Source organism: Anaerosphaera multitolerans, assembly GCF_004006535.1.
Lineage (GTDB): Bacteria > Bacillota > Clostridia > Tissierellales > Peptoniphilaceae > Anaerosphaera > Anaerosphaera multitolerans.
Genome location: NZ_RLIH01000015.1, coordinates 17527 through 43519 on the forward strand (window position 1 = coordinate 17527; position 25993 = coordinate 43519).

The following is a 25993-nucleotide window of genomic DNA, read 5'->3' on the forward strand; positions in this document are numbered from 1 at the left end:
ATGAATAAGGATTTTATACCCGGAACAGGGTACTTTATTTACCAAGATGATGAAAATTTTAAATATACTACCGATTCATTAATACTGTCTTCCTTTTCAAGAGTAAGGGGAAGGTGTGTCGACTTGGGAAGCGGCAATGGACTTTTAGCTCTTAGGTTAATAGATAGAAAAGGCGTAGATAGTTTTATAAATGTGGAAGTAAATAAAGACAGTTATGTTCACTCGCAACTTTCGATTAAAGAAAATGGTCTTTCTCAAAAAATAAGGGGACTTAATATTGACGTAAAAAACATTAAGGAATATATAGATCATCAAAGTATGGACAGTGTTATAATGAATCCGCCCTATTTTTCCAACAGTCTTATTAATGAAAAAGAATCCATAACCCAGGCGAGACATAGTGAAAGTTTGGAAGATTTTATAATTGCCGCTGCACATATTTTAAAAAATTCCGGTAGGTTGTACATGGTAATTACAGTTAGTAAATTAGTTGATGTGTTTTATATGTTGCGAAAAAGGAAAATTGAAGTTAAACGAATAAGATTTGTGAAAAAAGATTTTAACTCTAAGGCGAAAGTGGTATTAATTGAAGGCATAAAACAAGGAAGACCTAATTTAATAGTTGAACGGGATTTTATTACTAAAAGTGATGAACTGATTAAGGTATATGAAAATGAGGAGATTTAATGATTTATTTTTGTCCCACCCCTATAGGGAATTTATCTGATATAACAAAAAGAACTTTGGAAGTTTTAAACAGCGTGGATATAATCGCAGCTGAAGATACACGAGTAAGCTTAAAGTTATTAAACAACTACAATATAAAAAAGAAACTTATAAGCTATCATAAGTTTAATGAAAGTTCTCAATCGGACTATATAATAGAACTTTCAAAAGAAAATGATATTGCAATAATAACCGATGCAGGTCTTCCGGGAATAAGTGACCCCGGAGAGATATTAATAAGAAAATTAATAGAGGAAGATATAGAATTTCAAGTCTTACCTGGACCTAATGCGGCGCTGACCGCTTTGGTATATTCAGGTTTAAGTACGGAGCATTTTTTGTTTTACGGATTTTTAAATTCCAGGAGCTCTCTTAGGAAAAAAGAACTTTTAGAGTTAAAACCCTTAAAGTATACTTTAATATTTTATGAATCTCCTCATAGATTAAAAGAGTCCTTAGAAGATATCTATGAAGTTTTCGGAAATAGAAAAATTTCCATATCCAGAGAGCTTACTAAATTTTATGAAGAGACTGTGAGAGGAGAGCTTTCTCAGATTTTAGATAATATAGAAAGTATAAAATTAAAGGGAGAATTTGTAATAGTAGTTGAAGGGAAGCAGGAAGAGGATATAAACTTTAACATCAGTGAACTTTTAAGGGAAAAGCTAAAAGAAGGGATGAAAAAATCTCAAGCAGTTAAAGAAATTTCCAAAGAGTATGGAATTTCTAAAAATGAAGTTTATAAAATTAGTTTAGAGGTTGACGAAGATGATTGAAGATATTCAAAGGGAAATTGAAAATGTAAATGAATTGTTAAAGGAGAAGTATAGAGATTTCTTTGCTCTACCCAATGAAAAATTCAGGATTGAGATTTTAAGTAAAGTTGGAAAAATATCCTCACTAAAAAAATTAAGTGAAGAAGAGTTAAAAGATTTCGGAGCAGTGGTGGGAGTTGACGGTTCTACAAATAGAGTTGGAGGAGCCCATCCTCACTATATTGATTTATTTCAGGCTTTGGCAAAACCTACAAGAGGAGAGGACCTCTACTTAAATGAATGTTATACTCCCATTCTTGGAAATTTAAATAAGGATGAAAATTTTGAAATTGAAAATAAAAACAAGATGTTGGCGCAAATTGAATTAGATGTGGCAATTAATTGCATAGAGAAACAAAATCCTTCTTTTATTATGATGGACGGAGGTTTAGTAAGATATATATTGGAGGATAATGACAGGTTTAAGGAATTAGTGGAAATTTGCGAAGAGAAAGAGATTATTCTAATAGGAGTAATAGAAGATACTAAGACCAATATTATATCCAGAGCAAATAATTTGGAAAGCTCCTATTTTGATAGGGAGTTACTATATGGCAGATTAAATATTGGAGAGTGTTTAGAGGTAGATGATGCTTTTAACAATAAACTGGAGTTTGGAATTTCCAGTGCCTTTTTAAGGACTTCCAGTTTTGCAGCGGCCATGGGAATGGATATTTTAAATTCTCAAAAGAACTACTTAAAGGAAGCTGCAAATCTCATCTATACTTTAACGCCTTACAATTCAAGGGGCATACCGCTATGGCTTGATATAGTAGATAAAGAAGTTAGAATTACAGATAAACTTATAAAATCCATGTTAGAAGAATATTTAGATAGGGATATTTATGAGAGGTTTTTTGTGTCGGAAAGGGATAGGAGAAGTTTATGAAAGTACTTGGAATAACTACTCAACAGGAAGTATATATAGGTTCCAGAGATAGAAATTTTAGAATAAATGAATTTTTAATAATCTCTGATGAAGCGCAGGGAGATTTAATAGGAGAAATAGTAGAAGCTAAGACCTTTAATAGATTTATTCCCTTGGATATGGGCGGAGACTTTATAGACGGTTCCGTAATAGAGTCCTTAAAGGTAATGGGCTATGATGTAAGTAATGAAACTATTTATATTGGTAAATTACGACTTCTAAAAGAAGCTCAGTATCCTGTTTTAACCGGAAGCGAAGTGAGAATTCCGAAATTTGAAGAGGTGGAGAAACTTTTAATTTCCACAGAACCAAGTAGGGGTTTAGTTTTGGGAGTAATAAAAAACACTGATGATTTAACTTTAAATATGGATGAAAAGTATTTAAATTTATGTAAAACCTTTGATGAAGGAGAGTACTTTAAGCAGAAGGACGTTCCCTTTATCTTAGACTATAAATCTATGCATGAATATCCTCATATTGGAGTTTTTGGGGGTTCCGGCTCCGGGAAGAGTTTCGGTCTAAGGGTGGTCTTAGAGGAGATTATGCAAAAACAAGTTCCCACAGTGGTTTTAGATCCCCACTATGAAATGGATTTTTCAGTTAAATCTCCGGCGGGAGCAGATATTGACTATGGAGAAAGTTTTAAGTGTCTACAGGTGGGAGTAGATGTGGGAATTAAATTTGAGGAACTTTCCGTGGGAGATATTAAAAATCTCCTTAACACCTCAAGTCCCCTTACGGATTCTATGAATAACACAGTGGATATTTTATTTGTCCGAGGTAGTAATTACTATAGTTTTTTCAATAAACTACAAAATTTAATGGAAGCTCAGGAAGTGGGCTCAGTTGAAAAAATAGAGGAAAAAATATTTTATGCGGAAACAAAAGAAGATGAAGAAAAGTGGACAGATAGAAAAAATCTCTATCAAAAATACAATGCCACCTGTCCCAACCAATCAGTTAGGGGAATACTTTGGAGATTGGTAAAACTTTTTAATGAGGGTATCTTTAATAGAGACATTACGGAACTGGTAGATGGACTAAAGGTGGGTAAGCTAATAGTCATTCAAGGTTCTACGAGAATAATTCAAGTATTTGCCACATATCTTTTAAATAAATTGTACTATCAGAGAAGGGAATATAGAGAATCGGTTTATAGAAATGAACGAGAGGACTTTTTCCCGCCTTTTATAATAGTTACTGATGAAGCTCATAATTTTGCACCAAAGGGTTTTGAAACGCCTTCTAAATCTATTTTAAGAGAAATTGCACAGGAAGGTAGAAAGTATGGAGTGTTTTTAATTTTAGCAACACAGAGACCTACGCTTTTAGATGAAACTATAACCGCCCAGTTAAATACTAAATTTATTTTCAGAACCGTCAGGGCATCAGACATAGATACAATAAGAGAAGAAACGGACATAGCAACAGATGAGGCTAAAAGACTGCCTTATTTGACAACAGGAGATGTATTTATATCATCAGCCAAAGCGGGGAGAACTTCCTATGTGAGAATAAGAGCTTCGCATACACAGACTCCACACAAGGAAAATCCCTTTGATGAATTGGCGCTTATTAAGTCCAGGGACAATGAAGATTTTTTAAAGTATATCAGTGAGTTTATGCCCATTTCCACAGCGGTGGACAGCTTGGATATAATAAAAAGCATCTATGAAAGACATTCAGTTAGCTATACTATTGATCAATTTAACTTAAAGCTTAAGGAATTGGAGAAAAACGGATTAATAGAAGTGGAAGAGACTTTCTTAGGAGCGCAGTACAAACTTAAGAAAAATTAATTACTGGGAGGACAATTATGGTACTAACTAAAAGAAGAATTGAAAAGACTGTAATCTTACTTTTGATTTTATTGATTATGTCAACGGTTTTAATGGGATGTGAAAAAAAGGAAGAGGATTTAAGTTCTCAGCTATATAGCAATAGGACGGAATATGTTGGTGATAATTCAAAGGTGGGAAATATAATTTCTCTTTTAAAATTTAAAGGTTATGACCATATGGAAATTTTATCTGAAGAAGAACCTTACAGTATTAATATATATTTAAATGAAAATTTAAGTGAGATGGATTTAGAAGAACTTCAGAATAAAAGTGCAGTTATTTTTCCCCTTATATCTAATTTAGAGGAGATTAACTGCCTTGGAGAAGATGGAGATAAATTGGTTTTTACAAGGGAAGAAATCGATGAATTTACCATTAAGGAATTTGGAATCAGTACAGAGAAATTGGGAAGGAGCTTGGAGGAATTTAAAAAGTTAGTAAATTAAGATAAGCAGTTTTATTATTTATCTCCAAGCAGATTAACGCCAATAATTCCAAGGATAATAAGAAAGGATCCTGCTATATAGGGCAGTGAGATAGCTTCTTTAAGAAATATAATGCCAGCGAATATTTGGATAACATTTCCCAGATTGCTGAAAACGGAAACTTTTGAAGCCTCAATTTGAGAAAGGGCGTAATTTAAAAACAGGCCGCTTAACAGTGTAGAGGGAATGGCTATATAAAATAAACTTAGGATAAAGTCCTTTTCTTTAAAGGGTTGAAACATAGTTATTAAAGTTCCCTGAGTTAAATTTTTAATAATGGAGATGGCTGCAAAAATCAAAAGGGCCTCTCCCATAATTACAAGTAGCAATTCGTAAAAACTAAATCTGTCCTTATAATTTCTACTTAGCACATTGTATATGGAAAAGGAAATTGTAGCGCAAAAAGCAATTATAAATCCGAAAAAGTCTAAGGAATCGGTATTTGCAGTTAGTATTTTTGCCACAATTATAATTGCAACTCCCACTATATAAACTAAGATGGAATATTTTTGAGGTCTATTGGTCTTCTCCTTTAGAAAAATACTGGAGAGAATTAATGTAAAGATTGGAGAGGTTGATTGAACAATACTTACCTCTATTGAAGAGGATATTTTCAAAGCAAGGGTTTGAGCTTCAAAAAATAAAATCGGATAAAATACTCCAATAGTAAGGAGTATTTTTATTTTTTCCCTTGAAAAAGAACATCTTGATTTCATTAGCGGATAGATACATAAAAGGGGAATAAAGGCAACTAAAAACCTAAAAAACAAAATATCAGTTACACTTGTATAGTTTAAAATGTCCTTTACAAATAAAAAGTAAAATCCTACGATACAGGAATAGGTAATTATTGAGATATAGCCCAGTGATTTATGATTTTTCATTTAGGTAAGTTCCTCCAAGTTTATGTAAATTATCTTTAATATATCCAATTGCAACTGCTAAGTCAATAAAAGGAACAGTTTAATAATAAAATTAAAGGGCTGTTGATTTATTTCTATATTAATATAAACTTATAATAGTTAATTTATTTTTGGAGGTTACAATGTCAGAAAATTCAGTTTCAAATTCGCTTTTTGATTTAAATGGGAAACCGTCTATACAGAGATCTTTTCCCATAGCTCTTCAACACTTACTAGCTATGATAGTGGGAAATACCTTGCCTGCTCTTGTTCTTGCAAATACTTTAAAGGGAACGGAGTTTGCGGTTTCTTCAAATGAGTCCGTATACATAATACAGGCGGGAATGTTCATAGCTGCCATAGCTACGATGTTACAGTTATATCCGGTATATAAAGTAGGGGCTAAGCTTCCGGTAGTAATGGGGGTGTCCTTTGCCTATATTCCAATTTTAATTGAAATAGGTTTAAAGTACGGATATGGCGCAGTTTTCGGAGCTGAAATAGCAGGAGGATTTGTGGCTATAATTGTCGGCTTATTTATTGGGAGAATTCGAAAGTATTTTCCACCAATAGTTTCCGGTACGGTGGTATTGACTATTGGATTATCTTTATATCCCGTAGCTATTAATTATATGGCGGGAGGAGCGGGAAGTCCTCTTTACGGAACTAAGTGGAACTGGATAGTGGCAATTATTACATTAGCAGTAGTTCTACTGTGTAATATGTTTGGAAAGGGAATAGTAAAACTTGCCGCAATTTTAATAGGGATAGTTGCCGGTTATATCGCATCGCTTATAATAAACAGTACGGTACTGCCGGGATTTATGAATTTTTCCAATGTAGTAAGCGCGGAGTGGTTTACCTATCCTCACATTATGCCCTTTAAACCCGAATTTAAATTTTCTGCAGTAATAGTTATGTCGATTATGTACATTGTAAATTCAGTTCAAGCTGTGGGAGACATATCCTCCACAACTATTGGAGGGCTGGACAGAGAGCCTACGGATTCGGAAATTTCAGGCTCCATAGTTTGTAACGGAGTATCTTCAGTTATAGGAGGTTTAATTGGCGCTCTTCCCACTGCAACTTACTCTCAAAATGTTGGAATAGTATCTATGACTAAAGTAGTTGCGAGAAGAGTTTTGGCTTTAACATCTGCAATGATTTTAATAGCCGGTTTTATTCCGAAATTTGGCGGACTTATGATGAGTATACCTCAATGTGTAATAGGAGGAGCGACTATTTCCGTATTTGCTCAAATTACAATGAATGGAATGAAACTAATAACATCAGAGGAGCTATCTATAAGAAACTCCACAATTGTGGGTTTGGGTGTGGCATTGGGTATGGGAATAACTCAGGTACCTGCTTCAACGGAAGTTTTAAAGGCGACCTATCCGACTCTTCATATGATATTTACTTCTTCGCCGGTAATTATTGCAACTATGGTAGTATTCTTTTTAAATATAATTCTTCCAAATAAATCTCTTGCAGAAGAACAGGCTGAAAGAGATGAAATGGAACAGTAAAACTCAGGAGAACCTGAGTTTTTTAAATTGAATTTATAAAATTTTTTAAAATTTCTCTTCCGTATTGGGAGTACTTACCCTCCGGATGAAAAATAGTTCCATATAGTTTTAATTCAGGATTTTCAAAAGCTGCAATGGGGCCATTTTCAGTACTTCCTATGTTTATAAAATTCTTCGGTAATTCCTCTACACTGTATCCGTGGTACATATGTGTATGTTGTTTTTCCGGAAGATTTTTAAATATAATTGAATTTGAATCAAGGGTTGCAACTACATCGCCCTTTTCAAAAGGAAACTTATCTCTACCGACTACTCCGCCAAAATCCAAGGCAATTAATTCCATACCGGAGCATATTCCAAAAATTGGCAAGCCAAGGTCATAAATAGCCTTATCTACCCTTGGTGCATCTTCAGCCATTATATCACTAATGCCTCCGCCAAAAATTATACCGTCTACTTTAAACTCAAGAGCTTTTTCATAGGCATTTTTATAATTTGAAAGGTATATATTTGCCAAGTCACTAATTTTCTCTGCAATTTTATCAGGATTTGAATAACCAAAATCCACTATTAATATTTTTTTCATAATCCACCTCTAATTTCATTTATTCCCTAAAAACACATTTAAAAACAAGTTTAAAATATGGTTTAGTATTGTATATAAAACCAAATCAATTGGAATAAAATTTCATTACAGGATAGACGTATTATAGAGAAAATAAATTGATTTAATAGCTTAATCAATAATCCGGCTGTTTTAAATTTTAAATAATAAGAGAAGTTACAACGTCTTTTCCTATTACATATTTATATTTTCCAGCTCCAACACTTTTTTAATACACTTATCATTTTCATAATTAAGTTTTCCGTCTTGAAGAAATACGCGGTTAATAGGTTCAACTATATACTGTGGAATAGTTTTATCCAACTCATTAATGGAGCCGCTTTCGGTAATTCCCATTTCTTTGGGAAATCTTATAAGCAATCCGCTATTGGGTAAATCAAAAATAAAGGGATCATCTCCTATTCCATCGCCGCCGGTTTTTTCACCCACTAATATTGCAATACCTGTCTCCTTACAAAAGGATGCAAGTTTTTCTGATGAACTATATACACGTCTATCTACAAGTAGGTATAAATTTCCGCTAAAGTTAATACTTTCTTTTAAGGGTTCTAAGGTAAAGACAGATTCATAGTAGTATTTAAATCCATCTAAGTATTTAAGCGTATTTTCAGGAAAATTAAAAGTAGTTAAATCTTCCACATTTTTCATAGAGGAGGTTAGGCTTTTAAAGAGAGGACCATCTTTTAAAAATATATAATTTTTTGTGGATACAGGATTTTTTAATAGTTTTGGTAGTAAAAATTTACTCCAATAGGCTGAGTCTCCTCCTTTATTTCCTCTAATATCAATTATTAAGGCTTTGTAGTCTTTAATATTTTCCAAGTAATTATTTATTATATCTTTATCCAGTTTAAAATTTTTATTTTCCTCATCGGCACTAATCATTTGTTTAATATATAGGTAGCCCACTTGACCATTTATAATATCTTCGGCGATAAGATTACTTTCCATTTCTGTAGAAGAGCTGTAATTTTGTTTATTAAAATCTTTTAACTCCTCAGTTGTAATATTATATCTTCTACGTACTTTTTCCTTTTCAAATACCTCGCTCATTTTGTGACGCCAGTCATTTTCAGGTAAATTATAGTAGTTAATATAGGCGGTAAAAACAAAATTTCTTTTTAGAACATTGGTATGTCCGTTGTTTAATTCGCTTAAAATTGAGTTAAGAGCGTTTATAAAGTCATTATCATTTTCACATTTTTCAATTTTACTTTTATATAAGTCATAGTACTTAGTAAAATCCAAAGCATTTAGCTCTCTATTAACTTCAAAATAGGGATAGTGTTTCTTTAAAACTTCAAACATATAGTTAAAATCCTCTATATATTCCTCAGAGGTAAGTTGTTTTTCCTCACTTAAATCCAAGGGGTCAAGCTTAGGAATATTGTAAGCTGGAGATCTTTTAAATAACATAAAGGAAACTAAAATTACCAATAACAATAAAATTAGATTTCTTTTTTTATTCATACTATCACCTCTAACAATAGTATACCCTTGAAAAGTTTGTTAAGATAGCAGTGAAAGATAAAGATTTATTATATTGACGCTTCATCACAGTAGGAGTATAATTAATTAATATAAAGCTTATAAATATTTGTTTATAAAAATTTTTACATAGATAACTAAGAGGAAGATATGGTGAATTTAATTAAAAGAAGTTTGGAGTTGTTTTCAAAAAACACTCCCTTTGTAATAGCTACTATAGTTGAAAAAGAAGGTTCCTCTCCTAGGGAGGAGGGAGCAAGTATGATAGTTATCAAAGATGGTTTGGACTTTGGTACTATCGGTGGTGGCGCAGAGGAATACAATGCCATAAAGTATGCAATTAAATTAATTGAAGAAGAGAGAAGTGGAAATAAAAAGTTTGTACTTACCAATAATGAAGCTGAAAATATTGGAATGGTCTGTGGAGGTACCAATGTAGTCCATTTGGAATATATTTCCCCTAAAGATACTGTGGCAGGAGAGTATTTTAAAGAAATAATAAAAAACTATTCTAAAAAAGAAGTGGAGTTAATTTATTCTCTTAAGGAGGATATTGGATTTTCCATTTCAATTAATGGAGAAATATTTAATTTTACTAAAAATAATTTAAAAGCTCCGGAGAAAGTCTTTAAAGTTAAAATAACTGATAGAATTAGGATTTTTATCTTTGGAGGAGGTCATGTTTCCAAAGCCTTAGTTCCCGTTTTAAATTATTTGCATTTAAAAACCATAGTTGTGGAGGATAGGGCGGAATTTCTAAAGGAAGAGGACTTTCCTAATTCAAAACGAATTTTAGCAGACTACTTTAATTTAGAAGATATTGACATTAGAGAAGAGGACTATGTATGTATATTGACTAGAGGCCATAAATCCGACAATGAGATATTAATACAGGTACTAAGTAAAAAACCTAAATATATAGGAGTAATCGGAAGTAGAAAAAAAGCCAAGCTAATGTTTGACAATTTAAAGAATACTGAATATGAAAATTTATTAAAAGACAGAGTACATTCTCCCGTAGGCATTGACATAGGAGCTCAAACACCGGAGGAAATTTCAATTAGCATTGCTGCGGAAATTATAAAAAATTATAGAGGTGAGAAATGAAAACTATAAGAACTGAAGATGCGGTGGGTCATGTACTTTATCATGATTTAACCCAAATAATCAAAGGAGTTTCAAAGGGACCTAAATTTAAAAAAGGGCATATAATTCAAACTGAAGATATAGAAACCCTTCTTTCAATGGGCAAGGAACAATTATACGTCTATGAGTATAATGAAAATACCTACCATGAAAATGAAGCTGCTGAACATTTGGCTGAGATTTGTAGGGGAGAAAATATTAGACAGTCCGGAGTTTCCGAGGGAAAAATAAACTTAACAGCTGCCTGTGACGGATTGTTAAAAGTAAATGTGGAATTGCTAAACAGAATAAATGACGTTGATAAGGTAATGATTGCAACTAAGTATAGTAATAGTCCGGTAAAAAAAGGGGAAGCTATAGGAGGAACGCGAATTATTCCTCTTGTAATTGATAAATCCGTAATTGAAAAGTGCGAAAAAATTGCAGGAAAGGAAAAGTTGCTTAGTGTTATGCCCTATAAGAAAATGAAAGTGGGAATAGTTACTACGGGAAATGAAGTTTACTACGGTAGGATTGAAGATACTTTTACAGACGTTGTAAGGGAGAAAATGTCTCATTTTAACTTTGAAGAAATCGGTCATAGATATTCCACTGATGATATGAGTTCAATAGCAAAACACATAGTGGATTTAATTGGAGAGGGAGCGGATTTTATAATGTGTACGGGAGGAATGAGCGTAGATCCCGATGATAATACTCCCGGCGCCATTAGAGAAGTAGCAAGTAAGGTGGTATCCTATGGAGCGCCTGTACTTCCGGGAGCTATGTTTATGTTGGCATACAAGGGGAATATTCCAATAGTCGGACTGCCTGGATGTGTAATGTATTGCGGTAAGACTGTATTTGATATTTTGTTGCCAAGACTTGCAGCCGGAGAGGAAATTGAGAAGTGGGACATAGTATCTTTGGGCAATGGAGGTTTTCTATAATGAATGAACTAACTCACTTTGACAGCGATGGAAATGCTATTATGGTAAATGTGTCTCAAAAGGAAGTAACTGAAAGAAGGGCAGTAGCCAGCGGGAAAATATATCTATCAAAGGAAGCTTTTGATAAAGTCCTTAATAAGGAAATAAAAAAAGGTGATGTACTAACAGTTGCTCAAGTTGCAGGAATTATGGGAGCAAAGAAAACCGCCGATTTAATACCAATGGCACATCCCATAGCCCTTGAGAGTTTAAATACGAGGTTTAATCTGAACGAAGAAGAAGGATATATTGAAGCGGTATGCCAAGGCAGTATTAATTCAAAGACGGGAATTGAAATGGAAGTACTTACAGGTGTTAGTATTTGTCTGTTGACTATTTATGATATGGTAAAGGCCATTGATAAATCTATGGTAATGGGTGATATTAAACTTTTAGAAAAAACCGGCGGAAAAAGTGGAGAATACAAAGCAAAGTGAAGTGGTTTTATGTTTGATTTATATAATAGAAAAATAGACTATATAAGAGTATCTTTAACTGAAAGATGCAATTTAAGATGCGTCTACTGTATGACTGAAAAGGGAATTGAAAAAATTTGTCATGAAGATCTTCTAAGTTATGAAGATTTGTATAAACTTTTAAAGACGCTTAGCAAGGCGGGAATTAGAAAAATTAAAATCACAGGCGGCGAGCCCTTTGTAAGAAAAGATGCCATAGATTTTATAAAACTTTTAAAGCAAGACAGCTCCTTTGAAAAAGTGACAGTTACTACTAACGGGCTGCTCCTTGATAAATATTTAGATTCTCTTATTGAAATGGGTATTGACGGAATTAATATTTCTCTGGACAGTTTAAGGGAAGATAAGTTTAAAAGGCTTACAAGAGGTGGAAATTTAAAACTTTTAATTGAAACCATTGATGAAATTTTAAATAGGGGCTATGAAAATTTAAAGCTCAATACGGTTTTAATGAAGGGTGTAAACGACGATGAAATTTTAGACTTTGCAAGATTTGTCGAAGAGAGAAATATGGCAATTAGATTTATAGAGTTAATGCCAATTGGAGAGGGTAGAGCTTTTAAACCGGTAAAGAGAGAGGAAATTATGGAAGTTATTTCTAAAGAGTTTGGAAAGCCATTTGAAATTAGAGGAAGTTTTGGAAACGGTCCAGCAAAGTACGTAAGTTTTCAAGATTTCAACGGGAAAATTGGTTTTATTGATGCGGTAAACCACAAATTTTGCAGTGAGTGTAATAGAATACGAGTAGATTCAAAGGGATTTATAAGATTTTGTCTTCAATATGAAATAGGTATGGACACAAAAGAATACTTAAAGGGCAATATAAGTGAAGCTGAATTTTTAAAAAAATTAAATTTAAAAATTGTTGAAAAACCTTTGGAGAACAACTTTTTAATTGAAGATGTGGACTCTTTAAGTATGAATCAAATTGGAGGATGAATTGGGAAAAATAATATCAATTAATATAAGTGAAAAAAAGGGAACTGTTAAAAAAGCAGTTGAAAGCGCAAATTTAATAGAGGACTTTGGCATTGAAAAGGATGCTCATGCAGGGAATTGGCATAGACAGGTAAGTCTTCTATCCTATGAAAGTTTTATTAAATTTAAAGAAGAAGTGAAGATAAAAATGGAGCCCGGTGTATTTGGAGAAAATTTACTTGTAAAGGGTTTAAATTTAAAAGAAGTAAAAGTAGGAGATAAAATTCAAATTGGAGAGGGATTGCTGGAAGTTACACAAATCGGTAAATTGTGCCATAAGGGTTGTGAAATAAGGGAAATAGTAGGCAGGTGCATAATGCCTGATGAAGGAATCTTTGCAAAAGTTTTAAAGGGCACAGAAATTAAAAGCGGTGATGAAATATGTTTAGAGCATATGTAATAACAGTAAGCGACAGCTCCTACTTTGAGGATAAGAAAGATTTAAGCGGACCCTTATTAGTAAATTTACTTACGGAAAAGGGATATGAGGTAGTGGGTAGAGAAATTATCCCCGATGAAAAAGATAAAATAGCTTCAGTCTTAACTTTACTTTGTGATGAAGAAAGTACGGATTTAATTTTAACCACAGGCGGTACAGGATTTTCGCAAAGGGATGTTACGCCTGAAGCTACACTTGAAGTGGTGGAAAAGATAGTTCCAGGGTTTGGGGAGATTATGCGGGCAAAGAGTTTTGAAATTACAAAAAATGCCATACTATCCAGAGAAACAGCGGGAATTAGAAAGAGAACTTTAATAATAAATTTACCGGGAAGTCCAAAGGCTGCAGAAGAAAATTTAAGCTTTATTATAGATTCCATAGAGCATGGACTTAATATTTTGACGGGGGAAAAAACGGACTGCGGAAATATGGGTGGCAAAAGATGAGCGTTGCAGTTTTTATAAGTTGTATTTCTCAAAAGGATAGTGCTTTGGCTTTGAAAAAAATAGGAAAGAACTCTATTTTGAGGCGAACTGTTTTTATGTTAAAGGATTTGGGAATGGAAAACATCTATGTCCTAATAGGAGAGAAGGGTAAAGAGATAAGCAAAGATCTGATGAAAAGTGGAGCAACTGTAGTAAATGGAATTGATTATAAAAATTACAGTAACTTTGAAAGTGAAATTCTCGCCATGGAAAGATTTTATAATTACTATGACTATACATTGTACTTGACCTTGGAGCCTTATTTTTTAAATAGACCGTCTATAGAAAAGTTATTGGACAGCAAAAATTTTTCTATAGGCAGCTTTAAAGGCAAGGAGTTAAATATGGCTTTACTACCCAATAGTTACTACAGTGAAATAAAGGGAAACTTCAACAATATAATAGATGCTTTTAAAAATATAAGCGGTGAGTATAGTAAGCTTTCTTTAACAAAGAAAGAAGTTTTTGAAAGTGAATTAAGATGCAATATGAAACTTACTATATTTAAAGATGAAAAGTTTTTTGGACCGGGTGTTGCCAAATTACTAAGGCTTGTCGATGAAACAGGCTCGGTAAAGTTTGCCGCTCAATCTATGAACATATCCTATTCAAAGGCATGGAAGATGATAAATACTATGGAGGATGAATTGGAGTTTTTAGTAATAGACAGAAAGCCGGGCGGCAGTGGAGGCGGAGAAAGTAACGTAACGGAGAAGGGAAGAGAATTTTTAAGTAAGTATGAGCTTCTTGTAAAAAACAGCAGGGCATATACGATTGAATTGTTTAAGGAAATTTTTGAAAATTATAATGGAGGATAAAATGAAGAATAAGTTATTATCTTTAAGTTTGATAATGTTGGCCTTAATATTAGTGGCATGTGGAGATAAGACAAGTGAAAGCGGAAAGGAATTAGAAGAAGGGGAAAGAGAACAAATTTACATATCGGCTGCGGCTTCTTTGACAGATGCTGTAGATGAAATAATAGAATTGGCGGAAGATGAACTTAAGGTGGAATTTATTACAAACTATGGAAGTTCAGGTGCTTTACAAACCCAAATAGAGGAGGGAGCTCCCGTTGATATATTTATGTCGGCCGGTGAAAAGCAAATGGATGCCCTTGAAGAAAAAGGTTTGGTAAGTTCAGAATTTAGGGAAACAATGCTTGAAAATGAAGTAGTACTTATAACTCCAAAAAATTCAGATTTAAGTTTAAATGTTTTTGAAGATGTTTTAAAGGACGATGTGGAAAAAATAGCAATTTCAGATCCAAGTTCAGTGCCTGTAGGTCAATATTCTGAAGAAATATTTACAAATTTGGGAATTTGGGATGAGGTAAAGGCTAAAATGGTACAGTCGCAAGATGTAAGACAAAGTTTGGACTGGGTGGTTTCAGGAAATGTAGATTGCGGTACAGTGTACAAGACTGATGCCCTAATAGAAGAGGAAAATGTAAATATAGTTGCAAAAGCACCGGTGGGAAGTCATAAACCTGTAGCCTATCCTGTGGCAATAGTGGGTGAAAGCGTAGATAGAGAAGTTGCCAAGGCATTCTACGACTTTTTAAAAACGGAATCTGCGAAGGAAGTATTTGAAAAATATGGCTTTGTGGTGAAGGATTAATGGATAGTTCACCAATTCTTTTGTCTATAAAAACAGCCTTTATAGCAACTGTAATAACTTTTTTTTTAGGAATATATTCCGCCAGACTTGTAAAAAGCACTTCTAAATTTAGGGGTATACTTGATGGTTTATTTACCCTGCCCATGGTTTTACCGCCAACAGTTGTAGGTTTTTTTCTACTTATTTTACTGGGGGTGAACGGACCTTTTAAAGAGGTGTTTAAGTTTCTGAATATTCAAATTGTGTTTTCTTATTCTGCAACGGTAATTGCGGCGATAGTGGTGAGCTTTCCCCTTATGTATAGAACTGCTTTGGGAGCCTTTGAACAGGTAAACGAATCCTATATTTATGCAGCTCAAACTCTTGGGTTAAAAAATTCCACTATATTTTGGAAAATAGTTTTTCCGCTTTCAAGACCGGGACTTATTTCAGGAGTAGTACTTTCCTTTACGAGAGCTCTGGGTGAGTTTGGGGCTACAATTATGATTGCGGGAAATATTGAAGGTAGAACTCAAACTATTTCCACAGCTATTTATTCTGCAGTACAGGCGGGAAATAGACCTCTTGCCTTTAGATGGTCTTTAATAGTTGTATTTATCAGTTTTACAACTATTATTACAGTAAATTTAGTATCAAAGAGGAAGTACCATGTCGATTGAAGTTAGTATAAAAAAGAAGTTAAATGATTATACTTTAAATGTAGAATTTAATATGGGAAATGAAAAACTGGCCCTTCTAGGAAATTCCGGCAGCGGTAAAAGTATGACACTTAAAGCTATAGCCGGAGTAGTAAGGCCTGATTTTGGCTTAATTAAATTAAATGGGAAAGAAATATTTAACAGTAAAGGAAATTTAAATATAGAATCCAGATTTAGAAAAGTTGGTATGTTGTTCCAAGACTATGCGCTTTTTCCAAATATGACGGCAATTGATAATTTAAAAATTTGTATGGCTGGAAATGATAAAGATAAAAGAGCTATGGAGCTTTTAAATTATTTTAAAGTAGCAGATCAATATAATAGGTTTCCCTACGAGCTTTCAGGCGGACAGCGTCAAAGAGTTGCTATGGCAAGAATGATTGGGATTGAGCCTGAAGTAATACTTTTAGATGAGCCTTTTTCAGCCTTGGATTCAAATTTAAAGTGGGAAATTGAAAATGACTTTTATGAATTTATAAATGAATATAAAAAACCTACTATATTAGTTACGCATAATAAAGATGAGGCCTATAGAATGTGTGACAAGGTAGCCGTACTATCCAAGGGAGAATTAGTGGACTTTGGCGATAAGGAAGAGATATTTAATTATCCCGGTACAGTGGATTCGGCGAAGATAGTAGGCTATAAAAATATTCTAAATGTAAAAACAGAAAGTGAAGGTTTTTATTTTCCAAGTATGAATTTTCATTTAAAGAGAAAAAGTAAGGGCAACTTTAAATTTGCAGCAATAAAATCGGAAGACATCTACTTAGAAAAAAGAGATAATTGTGAAGAGGTATTTTTAAAATTAGATTCATGTTTTGAGGATACTCAAAATATAATTGGAGTATTTAAATTATCTAATTCTGAAAATTTAACGGTGAGAGTTAAAAAAAGTTCATCTAAGGGAAAAGATTTACTGAGTTATTTAAAGGGGAATATTAAAAAAGAAATTCCCATATATTTTAATAAGGGGAAACTCATTTTTTTAGAAAGTTAACGGGGCGGAAATGTTTAAAGAAATTCTCAATATAAAAAAAGGCGATGTAATTTCAATAGTGGGTAGTGGCGGAAAAACCACAACTATGTTTCTAATGGCGGAAGAATTAAAAAACTCAGGTTCTGTCTTAATTACAACAACAACTAAAATTTCAGTACCGGAAATTTTAAAAGAATATGAGCTTTACTTTAATTCCGTTGAAAGTTTTTTAAATTCAAATAAAGAGATGGGAAATAAAGTAATAATTTTGGGAAGTGCAGTTGAAAAGGATAAAATTCTAGGAATAGATGAAAGAGATTTTTTAAATTTAAGGAATTTATTTGATTATATTTTAATAGAGGCCGATGGAGCGAAGAAATTACCCTTAAAAGCTTGGAGAGATTTTGAACCCGTTATTTTAAGAGAAACAACTAAGACACTTGGAATAATTCCGGGAAATCTCATTAAAGAGAAGTTGGATTATAATAATATTTTCAACCCTCATCTATTTAAAAAGAACTTTAATGCCGGAGAATATTTTTCCCTAGAGCTTTTGAAAAATATAATTACTGTTAAAAAGGGTATATTTAAAAATAGCAGGGGAGATAAATATCTTTATTTTAACTGCTGTGAGGGAGAGAATAAAAAAAAGATTAAAGAGGTAATAGAGTTTTTAAAAGAGAGTACAGAAGATGTGAATTATATTTACGGCTCAAATAAGGAGGGATATTGTGAAAATTAGTGCAGTAATCTTAGCTTCGGGAATGTCCTCAAGAATGGGAGAAAATAAGTTAAAACTTAAGTATAAGGGCAAAAGTATATTTGAATATACCATTGATTTAGTTGGTAAATTGGATTTTAATGATAGGTTAGTTATTACTAACGATGATGAAATATTAAACTATGGCGAAAAGCAAAAGTTAAGAGTTATAAAAAATGAAAATTTTAAAGAGGGGAAAAGCGAAAGTGTTAAATTAGGTGTGAGAAATTCCTCTGAAGATTCTCTTGGCTATATGTTTTTTGTATGTGATCAGCCCCTTTTAAGTGCGGACACAGTTGAAGGGTTGTTGGAAGTTTTTAAGGAGAATACTGAAAAGATAATTTATCCGATGTATGGGGATAGAAGAGGAGCTCCTATGATTTTTCCAAAAGCTTACAGGGATAAGCTGCTGACTTTGGAAAAGGATCAGGGAGGAGTAATCTTTATTAGAGAGGATAATTCTCTGCCTGTTAATATTAGTTCAGAAGTTGAACACATTGATATAGATACTGTGGAAGATTATGAAAGATTGTTGAAATTATGAAAAAGATAGTAGTCGTTAGAGGTGGAGGGGATATTGCTACAGGTGTAATTCAAAAACTTCACCGCTCAGGTTTTAAAGTTTTGGTTTTAGAAGTGGAAAGACCAACTTCAATAAGAAGGAAAGTTGCAGTTTCCGAAGCCATATATGAAAATAAGATTAAAATAGAGGACTTTTGGGCGGAAAAAGCTGAAAACCCCGAGGATATTTACAGAATTTGGAAGGAAGAAAAAATTCCCGTATACATAGATTCGAAAATGGAAATCTTAAAATACTTAAAGGCGGATGTACTTGTAGACGGAATAATTGCTAAGAAAAATTTAGGAATGAAAAGAGATTTAGCTGAAGCTACAATAGCACTTGGACCGGGATTTGAAGCCGGAATAGATGTGGATATAGTTGTTGAAACTAATAGAGGTCATGACCTAGGAAGATTGATTTTTAAGGGCAGTGCCTCTGAAAACACAGGGAATCCGGGTAATATTATGGGTTATACTGTGGAAAGAGTGCTTTACAGTCCCGAAAATGGGAAAATTAAAAATTGTAAAGACATAGGTGATATTGTAAGTAGGGGAGATGTAATTTCAGAAGTAAATGGAGAAAAAGTTCTCTCTAAAATAAATGGCATAGTAAGGGGATTAATTCGAAACGGCACAGAGGTTTTTAAGGGAATGAAAATAGGAGATGTGGATCCAAGGGTAGATGTGGATTATATGACTATTTCGGACAAGGCTAGAAATATTGGAGGAGCTGTTCTGGAAGCTGTAATGATTATGACTAAAGATAAAAATTAAATATTAAAACCCCTAAATCTGTGATGTGATTTAGGGGTTAAGTATTTTACAAGTTTAATTTTAACAGTTTATTGGGTTTCCTGGATTTCCTTGTTTAAAAAATAGGAAATAGCCGTTCTTATAGCTACAATTGCAGCAAGAAGTGCAATTTCATCAAAGGTGGGGTTTATTATAGTTTCCACTATGTCGGCAATAATTAAAATTTCAAGTCCGAGAAGTACTATACCACCTAATCGGTTTTTAACAGTCTTAACTTGTTCTGCATTTTTAGTAAGTATTGATAGAGTAAGGTCTTTTAAATTTAAAAACAGACCTGTTAATAAAACCATTACAGATATCAGTTTTATTATGGAAACAATGCTATGCAAAAGATCAGTTACTATAAAAATCACCTCTTTATCTTTATATAGTGAGAAAGATTTTAGACTATTCTGAAACAGGAACTTGTTTTTTACCCAGAAGAGTAAAAATTGTTGCAAGAATTATTACAGGTACTATCCATAAAAAGCTTTGTAGGGATACTGGAAAACAGCTCTTAATCTCACTTAAAAAACTTATTTTAATATTTAAAAAATTTAAAACAGTAACAACTGTCGGTAAACAGGCGCCAAGTACTGCGCCAATGTGGGTTGATTTATTAGCAAAGGTACTGGGAAACAGATTTAAGAATATTAAAACTATTGCCACAGGGTAAAGGGCCGAAAGTATGGGCGAGGAAACTTTTACTAAGGTTTCAACTCCATTAATTGCAAAGTAAGCGCTAAATACTGTAGATACTACAACGATAAAATTATAGTTTATCTTATTGTTAAATAGCTTAAAGAAAAAGTCGCCAACAGTTGAAGTAAGTCCAACTGCAGTAGTAATGCAAGCCAAGCTAATTGCAGCGGAAAGAGCATATTTCCCAAAACTGCCAAGTAGGCTATTAGTTATAAAAATTAAAAATTCCACTTTTTCCACTCTTACAAAACTTAAACTTGAAGCAGTGGCACCGATGTATAACAGTCCGCCATATACTAGGGATAAACCTATGGCAGCATAGATAGATGATTTCATAGTTAAACTAACCAGTTCCTTGCTGTCTGTCACACCTTTTTCCTTAAACCCCTTTATAACTATGGAAGTAAAAACCAGAGCTGCTAGAGCATCCATAGTTTGATAACCTTCTATAAAACTTTTTCCAAATACATTTTCCGCTCCTGTGTAGGAAATAGTTCCAAGGGGAGTGAAAATCCCTTTTACTATAATAATAGTTAAAACTATTAGAAGAGCAGGCGTTAAATATTTTCCTAAAGTGTCGATAACATTTGTGGGACTTAGGACAAAAAACAAAACCAAAGCAAAAAATACAATTGATGAAACAAGGGGATTTAAATTTGGATACATAGTTCCCTGGATTATTTCATAAGTTGTAGCAGCTGTTCTAGGAATTGCAAGACAGGGACCAATGGCAAGGATAATGAGAGTTCCAAAGGTAATTGAAAATTTATCTCCCAATTTACTTGCAATGTTTTCAATTCTACCTCCTGCTTTTGTAGTGGCTATAACGCCAAGCATAACTATTCCAACAGAGGCAAGCAGAAATCCCAATATTGAAAATATATATTTATCTCCTGACCACAGACCTAAAGTTGGGGGGAAAATTAAATTTCCGGCTCCAAAGAACATTGAAAATAGGGCCATGGCAGAAACTACAACTGACGGTTTTTTATTCATATAGACCTCCTATAATCTAACTATAAATGATAGCATTTTAAATAAATATAGTAAAGAAAATATATAGATATATTGAAAAATTAGAAAAAGTGTTATAATAAAATTCCTGATTATGTAATTTAAGGAGGAAGTTATGCACCAGTATAAAGGAAGATTAATAGTCCATACGGGATCAATGTTTAGCGGTAAAACGTCCAGTTTGGAAAAAGATATAAAGAGATTTAAAATAGCAGGATATAGGACGGTGGTTTTTAAGCCGTCAATAGATACCAGATATGATAATGAAAAAATTGTAACTCATGATAATACTTTTCTGTCGGCAATAAATGTAAAGGACTTTAAAGAAATGGAAAGTTACTTGAAAAAAGAAGATGTGGATATAGTGGGAATTGATGAAGCAAATTTTTTTAATGTGGATATTGAAACCTCTTTGGAAGTGGTGGATAATTTTTTAAGAAAGGGTAAAACTGTAGTGGTAGCAGGACTTGATATGGACTATACGGCTAAACCCTTTGAGCTTGTAAAGGAGCTTATGGTAAGGGCGGATTATCTCTATAAGCACCATGCAGTGTGTACAAAGTGTGGTTCAGATGCTTGGGTATCTCACAGAAAAACCGATAATGAGGAGAGAATAGTACTTGGAGCTTTTGATGAGTACGAACCTCTTTGCAGGAATTGTTATAATAAAATAGATGATTAAGAACATTGAAAAATTAAGGTGTAGTTGAAGCTTGACTACACTTTTATTATTTTCTGTAATTAAAGGTATATATATTATAAGGATATATTATAATAGGATATTAAATTTGTAATGAATTTAAATAATATAATTTTCAAGAAAGGAGAAAATATGAAAAAGACAATATTAACTTTATTTTTTATGCTATGCATATTCTTTCCAAACGTAGATGTTTATGCAGAAACTAAAGAAGTAAGTACTGCAGAAGAATTACAAACTGCAGTGGAAGTTGCAAACACTGGAGATATTATAAGTTTAGCAGATGATTTTGTCCAAGGAAATGTGGTTTTGGAAATGCCTAATGTAGAAGTAACTGTAGATGGTGGAAATAAAATTTGGACAGAGGGAAATTTTATAATAAAAGGCAATGGTACAGGGTCTTTAACAATTAAAAACTTAAAAGTAGATGGTTCTAATATAGAAGTTGCCTATAAGCACAAGTTAATAATGAACCAGTCTGAAAATGGAAAGTTAATACTAGAAAATATAGAGGTATATAATTCTACTGTAGGGGCAATAAATGTAAATACAGGTTCTAAGGCACAGACAGAACTTAATAGGGTTTATATTCACGACAATACAGCAAAGAATACGGCACCGGCTGTATTTGTAGGTGCAGGGGAAACGAAATCGGATTCCCATTTAACTATTAATAATTCCACAATAGAAAATAATATTGGAACCGGTGATAACTATGAATGTGGTGCCCTTAGCGGTAAAAATTATACAGGAAATATTACTATAAATAATACCGTATTTAGAAATAATATTAATAGATGCGACAATACAAGTATCTATGGTGGCGGTGGAGGTGCTATAGCACTGCATTATTTCTACGGCAAGGTGGAGATAAATAACTCTGTATTTGATAAAAACCAAAGTAATGGAGAGGGCAAAAATGTGAGAAGTACCTATGACGGCGGCGCCATATATGTTTTAGATGGTAGAGGTGGAGCTGAATTTAATATTAACAACTCTACTTTTTCAAATAATATTGCCTATGACGATGGTGGCGCTATAATGTTTCAAGGTACGGCAAACCCCGGCTTTTATACTAATATAAAAAATTCCACCTTTGTAAATAATAAGGCCTATGGCTTAGATGGAGTAGGTTATTCAGGGGGAGCCATCCAGTATTATAAAAATGGCGGCTCTTCACAAATGACCAATAAAATTTATAGCACAACTTTTGTAGGCAACCAAGGTGGAAATGAAAATTCCACTAGTGAACAAAGAGGAGGAGCTATTGCCTTACATGGAGCAGGACTTTTAGCAACGCCGTCAGCGCCAAGATACAATTCTTTATTTATAGGAAATGGAGTTTATAATAAGGGTGTTTTAGATGAAGCATCTACCTATAAAGATATATCTAACAATCAAAAGGAAGTAGCCGGTGGGGCTAATGTTGTAAATGTAGATAAGGGTCATCCTTCAAAATATACGACTAAAGACATATTAGGAGTAGATGTTCCGGTACTACAAGATAACTTATCTAAGATTACAGCAGGACATAATGATGAAATTATTCAGACTATTCCAATCAAACCGGAAAGCATTGCAGATAATACTTACACTGGAACTGAAACAATTCCTGAAGTTGACCAAAGGAATTTTAAACGCTATAAGGACCAAGGCGCAGTTGAAATGTCCTGGATTAAGTATGACGCAAACGGTGGTGAATTTGAATTACCTGAATTAGATAATTATGATGGAAGTATTTATTATGAAAAAGATACAGATGGGAAAATTACAAAATATCATACTGTTGGAAATATTGCTGGAGCAGATACAATTGTAGCTGGAGATAAGGAATTAAAAGCAAGTAGAGAAGGTCATAAGTTTATAGGTTGGTCTACAGATCCAGATGCAACGGAGCCTGATTTAAATTATGAAGTAGGAAAAGAAATAAATTATAGTGAAGATAATTTTACTCTTTACGCAGTTTGGACTCCGGTAGAAAAATACAACATAACTTATAATGGGAATGGCAACACTGGAGGAACTGCACCTGTAGATAAAAACAGCCCATACTTGGAAAATAGTGAAGTAAAAGTAATGGGAAGAAATGATTTGACAAGAGAGGGCTATGCCTTTAAGGGCTGGAATACCGAAGCCGATGGAAGCGGAACCAAGTATAAAAGTGGAACTACTTTTACGATAACTGAAGACATAACTCTTTTTGCTCAGTGGGAAAAAGGTATGGATGTTTTTCAAGTAACTTATGATGGTAATGGACATACATCTGGAAAAGTTCCAATTGATAATACCGATTACGGCTATGGAAGCATTGTCACAATAAAAGGGAATGATGGAAACTTAGAAAAAAATGGGTTGACATTTCTAGGTTGGTCAGAAGATAAAGATGCATTAGAAGCAAATTTTAAGCTTGATGGAAATGGAAATATTAGTCCAAGTTATTTTGTTATTGAACAGGATACTGTACTGTATGCAGTATGGGTAGATATTGATCCTGACGAAGTTAAGGGTTTCTATGTCAACTATGATGCAAATGGAGCTGACAGTGGAGAAGCTCCGATAGACAATAAAAAATATGAAAGAAATGAAGAAGTAATAGTATTGGGTAATAAAGGTAATCTTTCAAGAACGGGATATACCTTTGATGGTTGGAACACTGAAGCAGATGGAAATGGAGAAACTTATTTTGAAGGTGAAACTTTTAATATAGTTGAGAATACTATTCTTTATGCCCAATGGGCATTGGATACTTCAGGACCGGGATTAATATATGTAACCTTTCAACCGAAGGGCGGAGTGTTTGGTGACGGGTCAACTAGTGCAAAAGTAATTGAAGTAGTTGAGGGTGAAACTGTAGCTAGAGAAAGTATTTCAAGAGAAGGATATACTTTTAAAGGCTGGTATAAAGACGATAAATATAAAGAATTATTTGATTTTGATTCACCGATAAATGAAAATATAACTCTTTATGCAAAGTGGGAAAAGAAAGTTGTTTCTGAACCTGATATAGAAGATGATGAAGACTCATGGGGAACGATAGGACCTATAAAACCGGATAAGGAAAAACCTGAATTAAATAAGACTAGCCACTTTGGATATATGGTAGGTTATCCTGATAAAACAATAAGACCTAGGGGTGATATTACAAGAGCAGAAGTAACTACAATATTCTTTAGAATGATGACTGATGATTCAAGAAATGAATATTGGAGTAATGAAAATAAGTTTAAAGACGTACAACAAAGTGATTGGTATAACAATGCAATCTCTACAATGAATAAAGCAGAAGTAGTGACAGGCTATCCTGACGGAAACTTTAAACCAAATGCAAATATAACCAGAGGCGAGTTTGCAACAATGGCATCCAGATTCCTATCAGATTATGGAAATTTAACTAAATATAAATTTACAGACATAAAAGGCAATTGGGCAGAAGATGCAATTAATAAATTAGCTTCGCATGGGTTAATAAATGGTTATGAGGATGGAAGTTTTAAGCCAAACCAACTGATTACGAGAGCAGAAGCGGCAACTTTGATAAACTCAATATTGGAAAGAACACCGCATAAAGACGGATTACTAAGTGGTATGAAGATGTGGATTGACAATAGTGATAGTGATGTCTGGTACTATGTTCAAATTCAAGAAGCTACTAACTCTCATGAATATGAAAGAGAAAGCGGAACAGATATTGAAAAATGGACTAAGATACTACCCGTAAGAGATTGGGTGTCATTGGAAAAAGAGTGGAGTAATTCAAACTTATCCGCCAATAGTGGATAGATAATTGAATAGTTATAATTTATATAGAGTGAGGATGAACTTTAAATTAGGTTCATCCTTTCTTTATTTTTAGAATTAATTTTTTTAAATAGATTAAGTTTAAAACTTAAATGGTGAAAAATATACTTTAAATTTGTACAATTTTCATCTAAATAGTTTTTATATAAGACCTACATAATAGATAGCTTTATAATTACTTAGCGATTATTATAAATTAACAACATAAATCAATCAACTAAAACTATTGGTAAATACTAATCTATAGAAGTTTTTATATATAGAAAGAAAGCCTTAATAAAAAAAGAATAAATAAATTTATATAAAATGTTTATGAAAAAATGGAATTTTAAGAACAAAGAGGCTATAATGTTTAATAGCTAATTGCCAGTGAAAAAGTATTGTTTAATTTATTGAGCAAAAGTTTATGAAAATTATACTGTTGTGCTTATGTGAGTAGTTAGCTTTACTTATTAAAAAAATGAAAAGGAGAGATAAAATTGAAATGATGTTGTAAAAGTAGGATGTTCTTTAGGAAAGTAAAGATGTTTTCAAAACT

The 25993-nt window shown here is 33.1% G+C and carries 26 protein-coding genes; 21 read left to right on the forward strand and 5 right to left on the reverse strand.

What is annotated here, in order from left to right; genetic code table 11:
* Genes EF514_RS08975 through EF514_RS08995 form a run of 5 tightly spaced genes read left to right on the forward strand, consistent with a single transcriptional unit; the run spans position 1 to position 4756 of the window.
* Positions 1-687 (forward strand): tRNA1(Val) (adenine(37)-N6)-methyltransferase, encoded by a 687-nt coding sequence (locus EF514_RS08975; protein WP_127725114.1) that lies wholly within the window; start codon positions 1-3, stop codon positions 685-687.
* Positions 687-1502: a 16S rRNA (cytidine(1402)-2'-O)-methyltransferase gene (rsmI, locus tag EF514_RS08980; RefSeq protein ID WP_127725115.1), complete on the forward strand. Its 816-nt coding sequence runs from the start codon at positions 687-689 to the stop codon at positions 1500-1502. Before EF514_RS08975 ends, rsmI begins: the two co-directional genes overlap by 1 nt.
* On the forward strand, positions 1495-2430 hold the full coding sequence (locus EF514_RS08985; RefSeq protein WP_127725116.1) for a DNA double-strand break repair nuclease NurA: 936 nt from the start codon (positions 1495-1497) through the stop codon (positions 2428-2430). The genes rsmI and EF514_RS08985 overlap by 8 nt, the downstream gene beginning before the upstream one ends.
* Positions 2427-4268, forward strand: a complete 1842-nt coding sequence (locus EF514_RS08990) for an ATP-binding protein (RefSeq protein ID WP_127725117.1) — start codon at positions 2427-2429, stop codon at positions 4266-4268. The genes EF514_RS08985 and EF514_RS08990 overlap by 4 nt, the downstream gene beginning before the upstream one ends.
* Before the next feature lie 17 nt (positions 4269-4285).
* The gene (locus tag EF514_RS08995) at positions 4286-4756 is read left to right on the forward strand and encodes a DUF4825 domain-containing protein (protein ID WP_127725118.1); all 471 of its coding nucleotides are present in this window, start codon (positions 4286-4288) and stop codon (positions 4754-4756) included.
* A 14-nt stretch (positions 4757-4770) separates the two neighbouring features.
* On the opposite strand, the gene EF514_RS09000 is transcribed toward EF514_RS08995, so the two are convergent.
* Positions 4771-5679, reverse strand: a complete 909-nt coding sequence (locus EF514_RS09000; protein WP_127725119.1) for a DMT family transporter — start codon at positions 5677-5679, stop codon at positions 4771-4773.
* Between the two features lie 161 nt (positions 5680-5840).
* On the opposite strand from EF514_RS09000, the gene EF514_RS09005 reads away from it, so the two are divergent.
* Positions 5841-7226: a uracil-xanthine permease family protein gene (locus EF514_RS09005; RefSeq protein WP_127725120.1), complete on the forward strand. Its 1386-nt coding sequence runs from the start codon at positions 5841-5843 to the stop codon at positions 7224-7226.
* Between the two features lie 22 nt (positions 7227-7248).
* Here the strand turns inward: EF514_RS09005 and EF514_RS09010 are convergent, their stop codons facing one another.
* Together EF514_RS09010 and EF514_RS09015 are read right to left on the reverse strand one after the other, a co-directional pair.
* Positions 7249-7812 (reverse strand): glutamine amidotransferase-related protein, encoded by a 564-nt coding sequence (locus EF514_RS09010; protein WP_127725121.1) that lies wholly within the window; start codon positions 7810-7812, stop codon positions 7249-7251.
* Positions 7813-8025: 213 nt separating this feature from the next.
* A complete protein-coding gene (locus EF514_RS09015; RefSeq protein WP_127725122.1) occupies positions 8026-9321 on the reverse strand; it encodes a S41 family peptidase in 1296 nt (431 codons plus the stop codon).
* 168 nt (positions 9322-9489) lie between these two features.
* Here EF514_RS09015 and EF514_RS09020 point away from each other — a divergent pair, with 168 nt between their 5' ends.
* The 13 genes from EF514_RS09020 to yqeB are packed head-to-tail and all read left to right on the forward strand — an operon-like array spanning position 9490 to position 19223.
* Entirely contained in the window at positions 9490-10446 is a 957-nt protein-coding gene (locus tag EF514_RS09020; protein ID WP_127725123.1) for an XdhC family protein, read from the forward strand.
* On the forward strand, positions 10443-11414 hold the full coding sequence (locus tag EF514_RS09025; protein WP_127725124.1) for a molybdopterin-binding protein: 972 nt from the start codon (positions 10443-10445) through the stop codon (positions 11412-11414). Before EF514_RS09020 ends, EF514_RS09025 begins: the two co-directional genes overlap by 4 nt.
* On the forward strand, positions 11414-11890 hold the full coding sequence (gene moaC, locus EF514_RS09030; protein ID WP_127725125.1) for a cyclic pyranopterin monophosphate synthase MoaC: 477 nt from the start codon (positions 11414-11416) through the stop codon (positions 11888-11890). Before EF514_RS09025 ends, moaC begins: the two co-directional genes overlap by 1 nt.
* Before the next feature lie 9 nt (positions 11891-11899).
* On the forward strand, positions 11900-12868 hold the full coding sequence (moaA, locus tag EF514_RS09035; RefSeq protein ID WP_127725126.1) for a GTP 3',8-cyclase MoaA: 969 nt from the start codon (positions 11900-11902) through the stop codon (positions 12866-12868).
* A 1-nt stretch (position 12869) separates the two neighbouring features.
* Positions 12870-13307 (forward strand): MOSC domain-containing protein, encoded by a 438-nt coding sequence (locus EF514_RS09040; protein WP_127725127.1) that lies wholly within the window; start codon positions 12870-12872, stop codon positions 13305-13307.
* On the forward strand, positions 13289-13792 hold the full coding sequence (locus tag EF514_RS09045; RefSeq protein WP_127725128.1) for a MogA/MoaB family molybdenum cofactor biosynthesis protein: 504 nt from the start codon (positions 13289-13291) through the stop codon (positions 13790-13792). The genes EF514_RS09040 and EF514_RS09045 overlap by 19 nt, the downstream gene beginning before the upstream one ends.
* Positions 13789-14649 (forward strand): winged helix-turn-helix domain-containing protein, encoded by an 861-nt coding sequence (locus EF514_RS09050; RefSeq protein ID WP_127725129.1) that lies wholly within the window; start codon positions 13789-13791, stop codon positions 14647-14649. The genes EF514_RS09045 and EF514_RS09050 overlap by 4 nt, the downstream gene beginning before the upstream one ends.
* A 1-nt stretch (position 14650) precedes the next feature.
* Positions 14651-15451, forward strand: coding sequence for a molybdate ABC transporter substrate-binding protein (modA, locus tag EF514_RS09055; RefSeq protein WP_127725130.1), 801 nt, complete (start codon positions 14651-14653; stop codon positions 15449-15451).
* Entirely contained in the window at positions 15451-16110 is a 660-nt protein-coding gene (gene modB, locus EF514_RS09060) for a molybdate ABC transporter permease subunit (RefSeq protein WP_127725131.1), read from the forward strand. Before modA ends, modB begins: the two co-directional genes overlap by 1 nt.
* Complete coding sequence (locus EF514_RS09065) at positions 16100-17149, forward strand: sulfate/molybdate ABC transporter ATP-binding protein (protein ID WP_127725132.1); 1050 nt, start codon at positions 16100-16102, stop codon at positions 17147-17149. The genes modB and EF514_RS09065 overlap by 11 nt, the downstream gene beginning before the upstream one ends.
* Positions 17150-17159: 10 nt before the next feature.
* Entirely contained in the window at positions 17160-17870 is a 711-nt protein-coding gene (gene yqeC, locus EF514_RS09070; RefSeq protein WP_127725133.1) for a selenium cofactor biosynthesis protein YqeC, read from the forward strand.
* Positions 17860-18432, forward strand: coding sequence for a nucleotidyltransferase family protein (locus EF514_RS09075; RefSeq protein WP_127725134.1), 573 nt, complete (start codon positions 17860-17862; stop codon positions 18430-18432). Before yqeC ends, EF514_RS09075 begins: the two co-directional genes overlap by 11 nt.
* On the forward strand, positions 18429-19223 hold the full coding sequence (gene yqeB / locus EF514_RS09080; RefSeq protein ID WP_127725135.1) for a selenium-dependent molybdenum cofactor biosynthesis protein YqeB: 795 nt from the start codon (positions 18429-18431) through the stop codon (positions 19221-19223). Before EF514_RS09075 ends, yqeB begins: the two co-directional genes overlap by 4 nt.
* 68 nt (positions 19224-19291) lie before the next feature.
* Here the strand turns inward: yqeB and EF514_RS09085 are convergent, their stop codons facing one another.
* Both EF514_RS09085 and brnQ read right to left on the reverse strand, forming a co-directional pair.
* Complete coding sequence (locus tag EF514_RS09085; protein WP_240649049.1) at positions 19292-19615, reverse strand: DUF1622 domain-containing protein; 324 nt, start codon at positions 19613-19615, stop codon at positions 19292-19294.
* A gap of 34 nt (positions 19616-19649) precedes the next feature.
* Positions 19650-20939: a branched-chain amino acid transport system II carrier protein gene (gene brnQ / locus EF514_RS09090; RefSeq protein ID WP_127725136.1), complete on the reverse strand. Its 1290-nt coding sequence runs from the start codon at positions 20937-20939 to the stop codon at positions 19650-19652.
* 133 nt (positions 20940-21072) lie between these two features.
* On the opposite strand from brnQ, the gene EF514_RS09095 reads away from it, so the two are divergent.
* Both EF514_RS09095 and EF514_RS09100 read left to right on the forward strand, forming a co-directional pair.
* Entirely contained in the window at positions 21073-21639 is a 567-nt protein-coding gene (locus tag EF514_RS09095; protein ID WP_127725137.1) for a thymidine kinase, read from the forward strand.
* 150 nt (positions 21640-21789) lie between these two features.
* Positions 21790-25437: an InlB B-repeat-containing protein gene (locus tag EF514_RS09100; RefSeq protein ID WP_164845583.1), complete on the forward strand. Its 3648-nt coding sequence runs from the start codon at positions 21790-21792 to the stop codon at positions 25435-25437.
* Positions 25438-25993: the final 556 nt, after the last annotated feature.

What these genes read in the sequence shown, in the direction of transcription:
- yqeB (WP_127725135.1), top strand. Translation starts at nt 18,429, where the DNA reads ATGAAAAAGATAGTAGTCGTTAGAGGTGGAGGGGATATTGCTACAGGT.
- EF514_RS09100 (WP_164845583.1), top strand. Translation starts at nt 21,790, where the DNA reads ATGAAAAAGACAATATTAACTTTATTTTTTATGCTATGCATATTCTTT.
- modB (WP_127725131.1), top strand. Translation starts at nt 15,451, where the DNA reads ATGGATAGTTCACCAATTCTTTTGTCTATAAAAACAGCCTTTATAGCA.
- EF514_RS08990 (WP_127725117.1), top strand. Translation starts at nt 2,427, where the DNA reads ATGAAAGTACTTGGAATAACTACTCAACAGGAAGTATATATAGGTTCC.
- moaA (WP_127725126.1), top strand. Translation starts at nt 11,900, where the DNA reads ATGTTTGATTTATATAATAGAAAAATAGACTATATAAGAGTATCTTTA.
- EF514_RS09045 (WP_127725128.1), top strand. Translation starts at nt 13,289, where the DNA reads ATGTTTAGAGCATATGTAATAACAGTAAGCGACAGCTCCTACTTTGAG.
- moaC (WP_127725125.1), top strand. Translation starts at nt 11,414, where the DNA reads ATGAATGAACTAACTCACTTTGACAGCGATGGAAATGCTATTATGGTA.
- EF514_RS09005 (WP_127725120.1), top strand. Translation starts at nt 5,841, where the DNA reads ATGTCAGAAAATTCAGTTTCAAATTCGCTTTTTGATTTAAATGGGAAA.
- EF514_RS09020 (WP_127725123.1), top strand. Translation starts at nt 9,490, where the DNA reads ATGGTGAATTTAATTAAAAGAAGTTTGGAGTTGTTTTCAAAAAACACT.
- EF514_RS08995 (WP_127725118.1), top strand. Translation starts at nt 4,286, where the DNA reads ATGGTACTAACTAAAAGAAGAATTGAAAAGACTGTAATCTTACTTTTG.
- brnQ (WP_127725136.1), bottom strand. Translation starts at nt 20,939, where the DNA reads ATGAATAAAAAACCGTCAGTTGTAGTTTCTGCCATGGCCCTATTTTCA.
- EF514_RS09065 (WP_127725132.1), top strand. Translation starts at nt 16,100, where the DNA reads ATGTCGATTGAAGTTAGTATAAAAAAGAAGTTAAATGATTATACTTTA.
- EF514_RS09015 (WP_127725122.1), bottom strand. Translation starts at nt 9,321, where the DNA reads ATGAATAAAAAAAGAAATCTAATTTTATTGTTATTGGTAATTTTAGTT.
- EF514_RS09095 (WP_127725137.1), top strand. Translation starts at nt 21,073, where the DNA reads ATGCACCAGTATAAAGGAAGATTAATAGTCCATACGGGATCAATGTTT.
- EF514_RS08975 (WP_127725114.1), top strand. Translation starts at nt 1, where the DNA reads ATGAATAAGGATTTTATACCCGGAACAGGGTACTTTATTTACCAAGAT.
- yqeC (WP_127725133.1), top strand. Translation starts at nt 17,160, where the DNA reads ATGTTTAAAGAAATTCTCAATATAAAAAAAGGCGATGTAATTTCAATA.
- modA (WP_127725130.1), top strand. Translation starts at nt 14,651, where the DNA reads ATGAAGAATAAGTTATTATCTTTAAGTTTGATAATGTTGGCCTTAATA.
- EF514_RS09000 (WP_127725119.1), bottom strand. Translation starts at nt 5,679, where the DNA reads ATGAAAAATCATAAATCACTGGGCTATATCTCAATAATTACCTATTCC.
- EF514_RS08985 (WP_127725116.1), top strand. Translation starts at nt 1,495, where the DNA reads ATGATTGAAGATATTCAAAGGGAAATTGAAAATGTAAATGAATTGTTA.
- EF514_RS09010 (WP_127725121.1), bottom strand. Translation starts at nt 7,812, where the DNA reads ATGAAAAAAATATTAATAGTGGATTTTGGTTATTCAAATCCTGATAAA.
- EF514_RS09025 (WP_127725124.1), top strand. Translation starts at nt 10,443, where the DNA reads ATGAAAACTATAAGAACTGAAGATGCGGTGGGTCATGTACTTTATCAT.
- EF514_RS09050 (WP_127725129.1), top strand. Translation starts at nt 13,789, where the DNA reads ATGAGCGTTGCAGTTTTTATAAGTTGTATTTCTCAAAAGGATAGTGCT.
- rsmI (WP_127725115.1), top strand. Translation starts at nt 687, where the DNA reads ATGATTTATTTTTGTCCCACCCCTATAGGGAATTTATCTGATATAACA.